The 14828-nt window shown below is 33.9% G+C and carries 8 protein-coding genes; all 8 read left to right on the top strand.

Features of this window, described 5'->3' with window-relative positions; genetic code table 11:
• Positions 1–70: 70 nt before the first annotated feature.
• Positions 71–1432, top strand: a complete 1362-nt coding sequence (locus Q4Q47_RS02775) for an MFS transporter (RefSeq protein WP_303305130.1) — start codon at positions 71–73, stop codon at positions 1430–1432.
• A 4-nt stretch (positions 1433–1436) separates the two neighbouring features.
• On the top strand, positions 1437–2093 hold the full coding sequence (gene pgmB / locus Q4Q47_RS02770; protein WP_303305129.1) for a beta-phosphoglucomutase: 657 nt from the start codon (positions 1437–1439) through the stop codon (positions 2091–2093).
• A gap of 174 nt (positions 2094–2267) precedes the next feature.
• Positions 2268–4574: a glycoside hydrolase family 65 protein gene (locus Q4Q47_RS02765; protein WP_303305128.1), complete on the top strand. Its 2307-nt coding sequence runs from the start codon at positions 2268–2270 to the stop codon at positions 4572–4574.
• Between the two features lie 87 nt (positions 4575–4661).
• Positions 4662–6608: a glycoside hydrolase family 13 protein gene (locus tag Q4Q47_RS02760; RefSeq protein ID WP_303305127.1), complete on the top strand. Its 1947-nt coding sequence runs from the start codon at positions 4662–4664 to the stop codon at positions 6606–6608.
• Positions 6609–8999 carry a TIM-barrel domain-containing protein gene (locus Q4Q47_RS02755; protein ID WP_303305126.1) on the top strand — a complete coding sequence of 797 codons (2391 nt, stop codon included), beginning with the start codon at positions 6609–6611 and terminating at the stop codon, positions 8997–8999.
• Between the two features lie 4 nt (positions 9000–9003).
• Complete coding sequence (locus Q4Q47_RS02750) at positions 9004–10884, top strand: alpha-amylase family protein (protein WP_303305125.1); 1881 nt, start codon at positions 9004–9006, stop codon at positions 10882–10884.
• 1 nt (position 10885) lies between these two features.
• Entirely contained in the window at positions 10886–12544 is a 1659-nt protein-coding gene (locus Q4Q47_RS02745) for an alpha-amylase family glycosyl hydrolase (RefSeq protein ID WP_303305124.1), read from the top strand.
• A gap of 2 nt (positions 12545–12546) precedes the next feature.
• Positions 12547–14664, top strand: a complete 2118-nt coding sequence (locus Q4Q47_RS02740) for a glycoside hydrolase family 97 protein (RefSeq protein ID WP_303305123.1) — start codon at positions 12547–12549, stop codon at positions 14662–14664.
• Positions 14665–14828 lie beyond the last annotated feature (164 nt).

Raw genomic sequence — 14828 nt, 5'->3', positions numbered from 1 at the left:
TTCACTTCTCACAATAAGTTTTGATAAGTATATCGCTTATCAAATAGTATTAATTTAAACATACTATTTAATGGAAAAGCGTAGATTAAGTTTCTGGCAAATCTGGAATATGAGTTTTGGATTTCTGGGAATCCAAATGGGTTTTGCCCTTCAAAATGCTAACGCAAGTAGAATACTTCAAATTTTCGGAGCCGATGTTCATGAACTCTCTTGGTTTTGGATAATTGCACCTTTAATGGGGTTAATTGTACAGCCAATAATTGGGTATTATAGTGATAAAACATGGGGAAGATTTGGTAGACGTAAACCCTATTTTCTAGTTGGAGCCATTTTGGCATCAATTGGTTTGGTACTCATGCCACAAGCCGACATCTTCATAGCCTTTTTGCCAGCACTATGGGTTGGAGCAGGTATGCTCATGATTATGGATGCCTCTTTTAATATCGCTATGGAACCTTTCCGCGCATTAGTTGGTGATAACCTTAGAACTGACCAACGTACCTTAGGCTTTAGTGTGCAAACTGCACTTATAGGTTTTGGAGCTGTTATTGGTTCCTGGTTGCCTTATGTTTTAACCAATTTGTTTGGTGTATCTAATGAAGCTGCTGGAGGAACAGTTCCTTTAAACTTAATTTTGTCTTTCATTATTGGAGCCGTTATTTTAATAGTTTCTATTTTAGTAACAGTAGCAACAACAAAAGAATACTCTCCGGAAGAATTAGCAAGTTTTGAAGATGAGAAAGCACATTCTGAAGTCATAATTAAAGATGGTGAAAAAGAAAAATCTAGCTTATTAGATATTTTTGATGACTTCAAAAAAATGCCAGCAACCATGAGGCAATTAAGCTGGGTTCAATTCTTTTCCTGGTTTGGGCTATTTGGAATGTGGGTATTTGCAACACCGGCAATAGCACAACATACGTATGGATTATTGCATACAGATAGTAGCAGCCCAATGTATCAGGATGCTGGAGACTGGGTAGGCATATTGTTTGGAGTTTACAACTTAGTTTCTGCATTTTACGCATTTACCTTACCATATATAGCAAAGAAAATTGGTAGAAAGAAAACGCATGCTTTATCACTTGTTATTGGTGGATTAGGCTTGCTTTCAATTTATATCATGCCAGATAAAAATTGGCTCATAATTTCAATGATAGGTGTTGGAATAGCTTGGGCCAGTATTTTGGCAATGCCATATGCTATATTAGCAGGTTCTATTTCTCCAAAAAAGATGGGAGTATATATGGGGATTTTCAATTTCTTCATCGTAATTCCACAAATAATCAATGCTTTAATAGGTGGGCCATTAGTTAAGTATGCCTATAATAATCATGCCATTTTTGCTCTTTTGATGAGTGGCATAAGTTTCTTAATTGCAGCAGCATTAGTTTCAAAAGTGAAAGATGTTGATGATATAATACAATCATAATTTAATGAATACCATAGGAGTTATATTCGACCTTGACGGGGTTATAGTTGATACTGCAAAGTATCATTTTTTGGCATGGAAAAATCTTGCTGACGATTTACATATTGAATTTACAGAAACGCATAACGAACTACTTAAAGGCGTAAGTCGTGTGCGTTCATTAGAAATACTATTAAACATTGGTAATGTAACATTATCAGATGATAAAAAACAAGCTGTTTTAATAAGCAAAAATGAAGATTATCTGGGGTACATTAAAAAAATGAATGCAGATGAAATCCTTCCTGGCGTCAAAGACCTTCTTAATAAACTAGATAGCAGAGGTATTAAGTATGTACTGGGGTCTGCTAGTAAAAATGCACCGCTTATTTTAAAACAGGTTGGATTATTAGAAAGGTTTGAGGGAATAGTTGATGGTAATAGTGTGTCAAAAGCGAAACCAGATCCAGAGGTGTTTTTAATTGGAGCAAAAAAGCTTAATCTAAAACCGGAAAGCTGTATCGTTTTTGAAGATGCCATCGCAGGTATAGAAGCAGCAAATAAAGCTAACATGATATCGGTGGGTATTGGAGATGAAGATACACTCAATGAAGCCGATTTCAATTTTAGCAATCTAACTGAGATACCAAATAATTTTTTCGAAGAATTGATAAAAGAATAAAGATAAAAGAGTAGAGATAATAGAAACAGATTTCAAGATTATTATTATTGAATGGTAATTATTGTTATTTATTCTCTTAAAAATTAAAAGTAATAATTAGAAAATAGAAAATTACCAGACGGTAAAGCCTAACAGTAAAGCGGTCTAAAATCTATTTTATATCATTTTAGAAACATGAATCAAGATTATATAAAACCAGATAACTGGTCAATCATAGAAGAAGGGTTTGATACAAACCGAGTTGAATCTTCAGAAAGTTTATTTAGTATTGGAAACGGAGCCATGGGACAACGTGCCAATTTTGAAGAAAAGTATTCTGGCCCAACATTTCAAGGGAGTTACATTGCAGGTGTTTATTACCCCGATAAAACAAAAGTAGGCTGGTGGAAAAATGGCTACCCAGAATACTTTGCTAAAGTATTGAATGCCCCAAATTGGATAGGAATCAATGTTTCTGTAAATGAGGAACAACTCGATTTATTTAACTGTAAAAAAGTGACTGATTTTAGACGGGAGCTCAATATGCAAGAAGGATGGTTGTCTAGAAGCTTTATTGCTACACTAAGAAATGATAGTGTCATTAAAGTTGAAACAAAACGTTTTTTAAGTTTAGATTCTGATGAATTAGGAGCAATTCAATATAACGTGACACCTATAAATGATGATGCAGAAATTGTTTTTCAGCCCTATTTAGATAGTGGAATAACCAATAAGGATACCAATTGGGATGATAAGTTTTGGGATACTATAGAAGTGAGTCACGAAAACCATCAAGCGTTTATTCAGGCAAAAACCATGAAAACAGATTTTTATACCTGTACGTTCATGCAATCTAATGTTTTTATAAATGGTAAATCAGTATTAATAGAACCAAATATAAAAGCAGATGCTAATTATGCTTCCTTTAGTTACCAGCATCAGGTTAAAAAAGAGGAAACCTATACAATACATAAATATGGAGGCTATGTTGTAGATAGAGATTATGATAAATCACAATTAGTTTCAACGGCTAAAAAAGTACTAAAAGAAGCTGTAAAAATGGGATTTAGTACCCTTTTGGAAAAACAAAAACAAGCTTGGTTAGCAATTTGGGAGCGAGCTGATATTACAATACAAGGCGATGTTAAAGCGCAACAGGGTATCCGTTTCAATATTTTTCAATTAAATCAGACCTATTTAGGTAAAGATTCCAGATTAAATATTGGACCTAAAGGTTTTACCGGTGAAAAATATGGAGGTAGTACCTATTGGGATACGGAAGCCTATTGTATTCCTTTTTATATGGCAACAAAAGATGAGAAAGTGGCTAGAAGTCTTTTAGAATATAGGTATAGACATTTAGAAAAAGCTATTGAAAATGCTGAAAAATTAGGATTTAAAAATGGAGCAGCATTATTTCCAATGGTAACTATGAATGGTGAAGAGTGTCATAATGAGTGGGAAATTACATTTGAAGAAATTCATCGTAATGGTGCTATTTCATTTGCCATTTATAATTACCATCGTTATACAGGAGACTACAGTTATATAAAAGATAAAGGATTAGAAGTTTTAATTGGAATTGCTCGTTTTTGGCAACAACGTGCTACGTTTTCTAAAGACAAAAGCAAGTATGTTATACTAGGAGTTACTGGACCAAATGAATATGAGAATAATGTTGACAATAATTGGTATACTAACTATTTAGCAAAGTGGTGTATTAATTATGCTATAGAAAATATTAATAGAATAGCAACTGAGTTTCCTTTAGATTTTAAACGAATTATGAATAAAGTTAAACTGTTTGAAGCGGAATTAAAAGAGTGGAAAGCAGTTGCAGATAATATGTATTTCCCTTATTCGGAAGGACATCAAATATACCTTCAACAAGACGGGTTTTTAAATAAAGAATTAATTACTGTTGAAGATTTAGATACATCGCAAAGACCTATTAATCAAAAGTGGTCCTGGGATAGAATCTTGCGTTCTCCTTATATAAAACAAGCAGATGTTTTACAAGGGTTCTATTTTTTCGAAGATCGATTTTCAATAGAAGATTTAGAGCGTCATTTCGATTTTTACGAACCATTTACAGTTCATGAAAGCTCACTATCTCCTTGTGTGCATAGTATTCAAGCTGCTAAATTGGATAGAATGGAACAGGCATATACTTTTTATTTACGCACCTCGCGTTTAGATTTAGACGATTACAATCACGAGGTACATGAAGGGTTGCACATTACCTCAATGGCGGGTACTTGGATGAGTATTGTTGAAGGTTTTGGAGGTATGCGCATTAAAAATAATATGCTTTCATTCATACCAAAAATACCTAAACAATGGGATGCCTATTCATTTAAGGTGAATTTTAGAAACCATATTGTAAAAGTAAATGTGTGTCAAGATAAAACCGATTTTGAACTAGAAGGGGACACTGCATTACAAATTTTAGTTAATGATGACTTGGTGACAATAGAGCCAAATAGCTTGGTGACCGTTTAATTAAAAAGAATTCTCCGAGGATTAGCCTCGGAGTTTCCGTTTGAAATTGTCATTCCCGTGAAGACGGGAATCTAAAAAGCATAAGAAATGAAAACTTCAGTTAAATTAATAATTCTAAGTCTTTTGTGTATAAGTGTTTCTTGTAAACAAAAAAACAACGAAAATGTCGAGATTAATTCTACGCATGAACCTGTTAAAGAGTTCTCTGATATAGAACGCGTTGAGCCTCCTAATTGGTGGATAGGTTTTGAAAATACTGAACTGCAGTTACTTGTTAAGCATCCAAATATCTCTGCATCAATACCAGAAATTAATTATGTTGGTGTTTCCATAAAAAAGTTGAACAAAGCAGATAGTCCGAACTATTTGTTTATTGATTTAGACATTTCCGAAACTGCAAAAGCTGGAAAATTTAATATCACTTTTAAATTTGAGAATGCTGAAGATTTAGTTCAAACGTATGAGTTAAAACCGAGAGACAAGCCAGCAGAGGATTATGCTGGGTTTGATAGTTCTGATGCTATATACTTAATTACGCCTGATCGTTTTGTTAATGGAGATTCAGAAAATGATACGGTTGAAAATTTAAATGAAAAAACGATTAATAGAGCCGATGATTATGCAAGACATGGTGGTGATATTAAAGGTATAACAGACCATTTAGATTATATTAACGACTTAGGTTTTACAGCTATTTGGCCATGCCCATTATTAACCAATGATATGCCACGTGGCTCATATCATGGTTATGCTATTACGGATTTATATGAAATAGATCCGCGTTTTGGGACACTTGATGCGTATAAAACTTTGGCGTCTAAAATGTCTGAGAAAGGTATGAAATTAATCATGGATCAAGTGGCGAATCATTGTGGTTTAGAGCATTGGTGGATGAAAGATTTGCCATTTAAAGATTGGGTAAACTATCAAAATATTTATGAAGAGAATATCAATTCTTGGACACATGAAACGACCGTAACATCCAATCACAGGCGTACTACTAATCAAGATTTATATGCGTCTAAAAAAGATAAAGAAGGTATGACAAATGGATGGTTTGTATCCGGCATGCCAGATTTAAATCAACGTAATCCATTTATGGCACAGTATATCATTCAAAATAGTATTTGGTGGATAGAAACTGCGGGCTTGGGTGGCATTCGACAAGATACTTATCCATATCCCGATAAAGATTTTATGAGTCATTGGGCAGGAGCTATTATGAACGAATATCCAAATTTTAGCATTGTTGGAGAAGAGTGGAGTTATAACCCATTACTTATTGGGTATTGGCAAGACGGTGCTAATAATAGAGATGGTTACGAGTCTAATTTAAAATCGTCAATGGATTTTGCCATGCAAAATTCCATAGTAGAAGCTTTAAATGAAACCGAATCTTGGGATAAAGGGTTGGTGAAAATATATGAAGGCTTAGCTAACGATTTTCATTATGCAACACCGAAAGATATTATGATTTTTCCAGACAATCATGATATGAGCCGTATTTTTACGCAGCTAAAAGGCGATATTATCAATACAAAAATGGCCTTAAGTTATATACTTACGTTACCTCGAACGCCACAAATATATTACGGAACAGAGATATTAATGGACGATTTTGAAAAACCTGGAGACCACGGTTTAATACGAACAGATTTTCCTGGTGGTTGGGAAGGGGATACCATTAATGCATTTACAAGTAATGGATTAACAGAAGCTCAAAAAGAGATGCAATTATATCTAAAAAAACTTTTGAATTTCAGAAAATCCAGTAGAGCAATTCATGAGGGTAAAACAATTCATTTTGCTCCAGAAAAAGGTGTTTACGTACTATTCAGAATTTTGGAAGAGGAAACAGTTGTTCATATAATCAATAAAAATGACCAACCCATTGAATTAGATCTAACTAGATTCGAGGAAGTTGGCTTAGCAGGAAAATCTATTAATAACGTCATTACAGGTGAAACAATTGTCTGGAATGATATGCTCGAACTAAAAACAAAAGGAAGTATTATTTTAACTACTAAACTATAAATGAAATATTTAAAACTCATCATACTATTTTTAGTTTTAGTTAAGACATCATTAGCGCAAAATGAAAACCGGAAGTTTGAACATATCAACCAAACAGACTATGGTTTAGAGATATTTGTGAACGATGGAAAATATGATATTCAGTTTTATACAGATCATATTGTAGAAACAACCTTCATCCCTAAAGGTGAAGAAGTGAAACGAACGTCTCATGCAGTTGTATTAAGACCTCAAAAAGTTGAGGTAATTCCTGTAGTTACTAATAATGAAAGTGTTTTTTTTACAAAAGGTATTGAAGTTAAAATACAAAAGCAACCCTTTCAAATAGCCTATTCATATAAAGGCAATCCACTCATTTCAGAAAAAGCTGGCTATATAAAAAATGATAGTTTAGAGACCATACAATTTAACCTTACAAAAGATGAGGTTTTATATGGAGGCGGGGCAAGAGCTTTAGGTATGAACCGTAGAGGTAATCGCCTGGAACTTTATAACAAAGCCCACTATGGCTATGAAACCCGAAGCGAATTGATGAACTTTACTTTGCCAATCGTATTGTCTTCAAATAAATACATGGTTCATTTTGATAATGCCCCTATTGGGTTTTTAGACTTGGATAGTAAAAAGGACAACACACTTACTTACGAAACTATTTCTGGACGTAAAACGTACCAAGTTATTGTAGGAGATGGTTGGTATGATATCATCAATAATTATACAAAACTAACAGGGAAGCAACCCATGCCGCCTCGTTGGACACTCGGTAATTTTTCCAGTAGATTTGGATACCATTCACAAGAAGAAACCGAAGCTACTATTTCGAAATTTGAAGCCTATAAAATACCTGTTGATGCTATTATATTAGATTTATACTGGTTTGGGAAAGAGGTTCAGGGTACCATGGGAAACCTTGAAGTATTTCGGGATTCATTTCCAGATTTTGAAGGCATGGTATCAAGGTTAAAAGGAAAAGGTGTTAAGACCATTACGATTACAGAACCTTTTGTTTTAACAACATCAAAACGCTGGGATGAAGCTGTTAAAAAAGATGTCTTAGCCAAAGACTCCCTAGGAAATCCGTACACATATGATTTTTATTTTGGAAATACAGGTTTAATTGATATTTACAAGCCAAAAGCAGCGCAATGGTTTTGGAATATTTATAAAGGTTTAGCAAACAAAGGAGTTGCCGGTATATGGGGCGATTTAGGAGAACCGGAAGTGCACCCTGCGGAATTAATTCATGAAACAGGAACCGCCAATGAAGTCCATAATATCTATGGTCACGATTGGGCACGATTAATTCATGAAGGCTATAAACGTGATTTTCCAAATAGGCGACCATTTGTTTTAATGCGTGCCGGTTATTCAGGTTCACAACGTTATGGACTTATTCCATGGTCGGGTGATGTTAACAGAACTTGGGGAGGTCTGCAAAGTCAGCCAGAAATAGCATTACAAATGGGAATACAAGGATTAGGTTATATGCATAGCGATTTGGGTGGTTTCGCAGGAGCAAACCTAGATGATGAATTGTATGTACGTTGGTTACAATATGGCGTATTCCAACCTATATATAGACCACACGCTCAAGAAGATGTGCCAAGTGAACCTGTTTTTAGGAGTGATAAAGCAAGAAAATTAGCAAAACAATCTATTAAATTACGTTATAAATTATTGCCCTATAATTACAATTTGGTGTATCAAAACAACCAAAAAGGAACCCCTCTAATGCGTCCTTTGTTTTTTGAAGAAAGCAATAATCAAGCACTTCAGGATTATTCTGAAACCTATCTGTGGGGGCATGATTTTTTAGTATCTCCAATACTTGAAGCCGGAAAAAAAGAACAATCGGTTTACTTTCCTAAAACGTCTAATTGGTTCAATTTTTATACAGATGAAAAAATAGAAGGTGGTCAAAGAAAAAAGATTAAAACCAAAGAAAACGCCATACCAACGTTTGTAAGGGCAGGTGCTTTTATTCCGATGGCGAAATCTATGCAAAATACAGAAGCATATGATGCGAAAGACATTGAAATTCACTATTATCATCACGCATCAGTTAAGGAAAGTAAGAGAGCATTATATAACGATGATGGAAAAACAGCGTTAGCTTTTGAAAAAGGGATGTACGAACTTATAGAGTTTGAGGCCGAAATTGAAAAACACTATTTAGAAATTGGTTTTGAAGTAGAAGTAGGCAAAAATCATCAATTTAATACAAAACACATTGGGTTGATTATTCATAACATTCAAAATAAGCCAAGATTTATTAAAGTTGATGGTAAACGAGCTCCATTTAGTTGGAATTCTAAAGAAAGTACACTAAATATTCCCGTAATTTGGACGACATCCGAAGAAAAAGAGATCAAAATAAAATTTAAAAAGTAACAATATGAACAAATTACATGCCTTATTAATTCTATTGTTTTTAGGAATGTTTGTTGGATGTAAAAAAGAAAAGAAACCGTTTCAAAAGTTAATTGTAGAAAAAGAAGCCGTTCAAAAAAAACAAGTGGTATATCAAGTATTTACACGCTTGTTTGGGAACACAAATGCAGCTAATAAGCCCTGGGGCACTATTGAAGAAAATGGCGTGGGTAAGTTTAATGATTTTACAGAAAAAGCATTAAAAGAAATTAAAGATCTGGGTGTGACCCATATTTGGTATACTGGTGTTCCACATCATGATGTTATTACGGATTACACTAAATATGGTATATCAAACGATGATCCAGATGTTGTAAAAGGACGTGCGGGTTCACCATATGCCGTTAAAGATTATTATAACGTTAATCCTGACCTGGCATTACATGTAGATAATAGATTAGAGGAATTTCAAGCACTTATAAAACGTTCTCATGAAACAGGTTTAAAAGTTATTATAGATATTGTTCCTAATCACGTGGCTCGAAACTATAAAAGCATATCAAAACCAGATGGTATTAAAGATTTTGGTGAAGAAGATGATACTTCGGTCACTTATCATGTGAATAATAATTTTTATTATAACCCAGATGAAGTGTTTGAGGTGCCAGATTGGGAAAATGGATATATGCCTTTAGGGGGTGAGAAGCATTCCCTTGCTGATGGATTATTTGTCGAAAACCCTACAAAATGGACTGGTAATGGCTCTAGAGCTTCAAAACCAAATATGGGTGATTGGTATGAAACGGTAAAAGTCAACTACGGCATTTCACCTGCTGGTAATAAAGATTTTGATGAATTGCCTGAAGGTTTCGATGATGAAAATTATGAAAAACATTTTGAATTTTGGAAAGATAAAACCGTACCTAATTCTTGGCTGAAATTCAGAAATATAGCTTTATATTGGTTAGATAAGGGAGTCGATGGATTTCGTTATGATATGGCAGAAATGGTACCTGTTGAGTTTTGGAGTTTTATGAATTCTTCCATAAAGATGAAAAATCCTGAAGCTTTTTTATTAGCTGAAGTTTATAACCCTTCACTATATAGAGATTACATTAAGAAAGGAAAAATGGATTATTTGTATGATAAAGTTCAGCTATACGATACCATAAAACATGTCATTCAAGGCCATGGTAAAACAGATAACATTCCGCCGATTTTTGAAGACCTAAAAGATATTGAGCATCATATGTTACATTTTCTAGAAAATCATGACGAACAACGGTTATCTAGTCCCGATTTTGCTGGAAATGCAAAAAAAGGTAAGCCAGCTATGGTGGTTTCGGCAACTTCTACAACGGCACCAACCATGATTTATTTTGGACAAGAAGTTGGTGAAGATGGCTCTGAAGAAACTGGTTTTGGAGATCCGACAAGAACTTCAATTTTTGATTATGTTGGTGTGCCTGCACATCAACGCTGGATGAATAATAAACAGTTTGATGGTGGGCAATTAACAAATGAGGAAAAACAACTGCGAGGTTTTTATAAAAGGCTTTTAAACTTTACAATAAATAGTAGTGCGTTAGTTGGAAAGTATGCAGACATTCATTTATATAATAGAGAAAAAACCGAAAACTACAACGATAAGCTGTTGTCTTTTGTTCGTTGGAGTAATGACGAAAAATTAATTATTATTTCAAATTTTGATGCTGAAAATGATTATGAATTTGAATTAGAAATACCTGGTCATATAATATCTGAGTGGAAATTAAATAATAGAAATGTAAATGTTTTCGATGTTTTATATAATGAATTTTCATCTCAACTAATAGTTGAAAATGGTTTGGGGAAAATAGATGTAAAGTTAAACGCTTTAGGGTCTTACATATTAAAAATTCAGTAGTATGAAAAAAATAATTATTATTATAATAGTGTCCATATTTCTTTCGAATTGTAAAGCAAAACAAGAAGAAGAGAGTCATATTAAACCTAAAACACCATTTATTTGGGAGGGTGCAAACATATATTTCTTGTTAACAGATAGATTTAACAATGGTGATATTAGTAATGACATTAATTTTAACAGAACAGCAGAAACAGGTAAGCTTAGAGGTTTTAAAGGAGGAGATATTAAAGGAGTCACTCAAAAAATTAAAGCAGGTTATTTTACTGATTTAGGGATCAATGCTATTTGGATGACACCCATTGTTGAGCAAATTCATGGTGGCACAGATGAAGGTACAGGGCTTAGCTATGGTTTTCACGGGTATTGGACTCGAGATTGGACCGCTTTAGACCCAAATTTTGGAACTAAGGAAGATTTACACGAATTAGTTGAAGCCGCACATAGAAAGGGGATTAGAATTGTATTAGATGCTGTCATAAATCATACAGGTCCTGTTACAGATAGAGATCCTGTTTGGCCTGAGAACTGGGTTAGAACAGGTCCTAAATGTGACTACCAAACATACGATTCAACCATTACTTGTACACTTGTTGATAATCTTCCGGATATAAAAACGGAAACTGACGAATCTGTTAGTTTACCAAACCAACTCATAGAGAAATGGAAAAAAGAAGGACGTTATGAACAGGAAATAGCAGAATTGAATGATTTTTTTAATCGAACGGGATATCCCAGAGCACCTAGATTCTACATTATAAAATGGTTAGCCGATTATATTACCGAATTCGGAATTGATGGTTACCGAGCAGATACGGTAAAGCACACAGAAGCCTATGTGTGGCAAGAATTTAAAACAGAATGTGATTACGCTTTTGCAGAATGGAAAAAAGGCAATCCTGATAAGGTGCTAGATAATAACAACTTTTATTTAGTAGGAGAAGTTTATAATTATGGAATTAGCACAGGACAGTACTTTGATTTTGGAGATAAAAAAGTGAATTATTTTGATAATGCATTTCAAGGTTTAATCAATTTTCAATTTAAATGGCATGCTGCTCAACAAGATTATGAAACACTATTTAAAAGTTATTCAAATTATTTAACGACCTATTTAAAAGGTTTTGGTACGCTTAACTATGTATCGTCACATGATGATGGTAAACCTTATGATGCATCACGTGAAAAGCCTTTTGATACTGCAACAAAGTTATTACTATCACCTGGAGCTTCACAAGTTTATTATGGAGATGAGTCTGCACGCTCTTTAATTATTGAAGGTACAGAAGGGGATGCTACTTTGCGTTCTTTTATGAATTGGAATGCGATAAAAAGCGATGCAAAAACTAAAAAGATATTATCGCACTGGCAAAAATTAGGACAGTTTAGAGCGAATCATCCGGCAGTAGGAGCTGGTATTCATCAAATGATTACCCATGAACCCTATTTGTTTTATAGAAGTTTTTCAAAAAACGACTATAAAGACCTTGTTGTTGTAGGCTTAGATTTGCCAATAGGAGAAAAAATACTAGATGTATCAAAATTGTTTAATAATGATGATGCCCTCCACGATGCATATTCAAATCAGAATATAGTAGTTAAAAATGGCAAAGTAATCATAGATTCAGAATTTAATATCGTTTTATTGGAAAAGAAATAATCATGAAAAAAATAGCCCTATTATTACTTTCAATTGTGTTAATGTCATGTCATGCAATTGATAAAAAAAATTTAGAAGTAAAATCACCCAATTCAAATATTCAATTACAATTTGGACTAAACACAGAAGGAAGCCCATATTACTTAGTACAGTTTAATAGCAAAACAATTATTGATACCTCTTATTTAGGGTTTCAGTTCACTAACACATCAGCTTTAAAAACTAATCTTAAAATTATAAATAGTAGAACAGATACATTCAATGAAACCTGGCAAATGCCATGGGGAGAGCAATTGGATGTTGTTAATAATTATAACGAACTAAAGGTAGAGTTGGAGGAAGTTACGGCTTCAAATAGAAAACTAAATCTTGTATTTAAATTATATGATGATGGATTAGGTTTTAGATATGAACTACCGGAACAAGAGAATTTTACAGAAGCTCTAATAGCCGAAGAACTTACTGAGTTTAATTTAACAGAGGATTATAAAACGTTTTGGATTCCCGGAGACTGGGATATTTATGAGCATTTATATAGTACCACCAAGTTTTCAGAAATTAACGCTTTAAGCAAGCGGAATCACCCTAGTTTAGGGCAAACTCATATTCCGGAAAATGCAGTCAATACACCGGTAACCATGGTAGGTAAAGATGGTATTCATCTTAGTTTTCATGAAGCATCGCTGGTCGATTATTCTGGAATGACTTTAAAAATTGATAAAGAAAATTTATCTATGATTAGTAACTTGGTAGGATCAAGAAATACTAATCACAAAGTAAAGCGAACACTTCCTTTTCATACACCCTGGCGAAGTATTCAAATTACTAATAATGCACCCGATTTAATTGAATCTAATTTAATAGTAAACCTGAATGAACCTAATAAATTAGACGATATCTCATGGTTTACGCCAATGAAATATACAGGTGTTTGGTGGGAAATGCACTTAGGAAAATCATCCTGGGATTATGGAATGACTCAAGATGAAAGCGGTACATGGGTAGATACTGGAAAAGCACATGGTAATCATGGAGCAACTACCGAAAATGTAAAGCGTTTTATAGATTTCTCTTCTAAAAATAACATAAAAGGTGTTTTGGTTGAAGGTTGGAACACAGGTTGGGAGCATTGGATTGGTTTTGAAGATAGGGAAGGGGTATTCGATTTTGTAACTCCCTATCCTGATTATGATTTAGAAGAAGTTGTTCGTTATGGAAAAGAAAAAGACGTTGATATTATTATGCACCATGAAACATCAGCGGCCACAGAAACCTATGCTAAGCAACAAGATACCGCCTTTGCTTTAATGCAGCGTTTAGGAATTCATTCTGTGAAAACGGGCTATGTGGGTAAAATTCTTCCTAAAGGAGAATATCACCACGGGCAGTATATGGTAAATCAATATAATAATACCGTTAAAAAAGCTGCTAAATATCAAGTCGCTATAAATGCCCATGAACCTATAAAAGCAACAGGGTTGCGTAGAACGTATCCAAATACAATTTCACGAGAAGGCTTACGTGGGCAAGAATTTAATGCTTGGTCGGCGGATGGAGGTAACCCTCCAGAACATTTGCCAATCGTAGCTTTTACAAGAATGTTAGCTGGTCCGATAGATTTTACACCTGGAATTTTTAATATAAAGTTCAACGAGTATAAAAAGGAAAATCAAGTTAATACAACCTTGGCACAACAGCTCGCTTTATATGTGGTTATTTACAGTCCCATACAAATGGCAGCAGATTTAGTGGAACATTATGAAGCAAACCCAGAACCGTTAAAATTTATAAAAGATGTGGGTGTCGATTGGAAACAAACCAAAGTGTTGAATGGTGAAGTAGGTGAGTATGTTACCATTGCGAGAGAAGAGCGTGATACAGGCAACTGGTTTATTGGTAGTATAACCAATGAAGAAAAGAGAGCATTGGAAATTTCCCTAGATTTTTTAAATAAAGATATAACCTATGAAGCCATTATTTATAAAGATGGGGAAGATGCACACTGGAATAAAAATCCGACCTCTTTAACTATAGATAAACTTGAAGTTACAAATACGACCATATTAAATTTAAGACTAGCTGAAGGCGGTGGTACTGCTATTAGTATTAAAAAAAAGTGACAAAGAAGATATATTAAGGTTTTTATAAAATGGTATAATACGCAATTGTCTGCAAAATTAAAAAAAGAAAAGGCTTAAAAAGTGTCATTCAGAGCATTCCGACAGTTGTCGGAGTCGAAGAATCTCATAATTTTAAGATCAAAAATCCAAACAAAAATGTGCAT

This window comes from Flavivirga spongiicola (assembly GCF_030540825.1).
In the GTDB taxonomy this organism is placed as follows: domain Bacteria; phylum Bacteroidota; class Bacteroidia; order Flavobacteriales; family Flavobacteriaceae; genus Flavivirga; species Flavivirga spongiicola.
The sequence above is the reverse complement of the archived record's forward strand: the minus strand, read 5'-3'. Positions and strand labels throughout refer to the sequence as shown.

Coding starts and splice junctions, on each gene's coding strand:
- Q4Q47_RS02775 (WP_303305130.1), top strand. CDS start 71: ATGGAAAAGCGTAGATTAAGTTTCTGGCAAATCTGGAATATGAGTTTT.
- pgmB (WP_303305129.1), top strand. CDS start 1,437: ATGAATACCATAGGAGTTATATTCGACCTTGACGGGGTTATAGTTGAT.
- Q4Q47_RS02765 (WP_303305128.1), top strand. CDS start 2,268: ATGAATCAAGATTATATAAAACCAGATAACTGGTCAATCATAGAAGAA.
- Q4Q47_RS02760 (WP_303305127.1), top strand. CDS start 4,662: ATGAAAACTTCAGTTAAATTAATAATTCTAAGTCTTTTGTGTATAAGT.
- Q4Q47_RS02755 (WP_303305126.1), top strand. CDS start 6,609: ATGAAATATTTAAAACTCATCATACTATTTTTAGTTTTAGTTAAGACA.
- Q4Q47_RS02750 (WP_303305125.1), top strand. CDS start 9,004: ATGAACAAATTACATGCCTTATTAATTCTATTGTTTTTAGGAATGTTT.
- Q4Q47_RS02745 (WP_303305124.1), top strand. CDS start 10,886: ATGAAAAAAATAATTATTATTATAATAGTGTCCATATTTCTTTCGAAT.
- Q4Q47_RS02740 (WP_303305123.1), top strand. CDS start 12,547: ATGAAAAAAATAGCCCTATTATTACTTTCAATTGTGTTAATGTCATGT.